1 pseudogene is annotated in these 591 nt (G+C 50.9%); it reads right to left on the reverse strand.

Annotated elements, in window-relative coordinates:
* Positions 1-591, reverse strand: a pseudogene (locus R7Q48_RS29125) (chromosome partitioning protein ParA); the annotation flags it as partial.

Here is a 591-nt window from a genome sequence, read left to right on the forward strand (position 1 = left end):
GTTCTGTTGGTAGCGATACAAAATGCCTTGCTCCCAGTTGGCTCCCGCCGGTAAGTATTCCCAAGTGGTGTAGTTGATTTCTGCCGGAGTGGTTGACCAGCGCACCATGATGTTCATTTGCGCCAAATTGGCTTTCGGTTCGTCATTGTTTACCCACCACATATCGGCAAACTCGCGGGTGACATCTTGGGTGTATAGGCTTGCATCGGTTGGGCAGGTCTCGGCGCTGCGTGGCAATCGCATCACTTGTTGGTGGCGCATTAACAGACACGATTGTGTCATGGATTGCTGGTGGTATTGGGTTTGCTGCCACACGCCGAGGTAGTCGATGTCGTGCTCGCTGGTGTTAGGGTAGGAAAACCACAGCATTTCAGTGCGGTTGCTGTGTTGGATGTGTTTGTTGCGCCCGAGACCTTGTACTTTCTCCATAAAGAGCTCAGTGCTTGGGTCAAAATTCATCGCGACTGAGCGATATTTCCAGTCGCCTTCATCGTCAAAGTCTTCGAGAGAGAAGCCATTCAAGTCGTTGCGGGTGCATCCTGTGATAGAGCAACCAACAAGGTTAAACCAATCCGCAAATTTGCTAATCGG

It is taken from the genome of Vibrio sp. 378 (assembly GCF_033339435.1).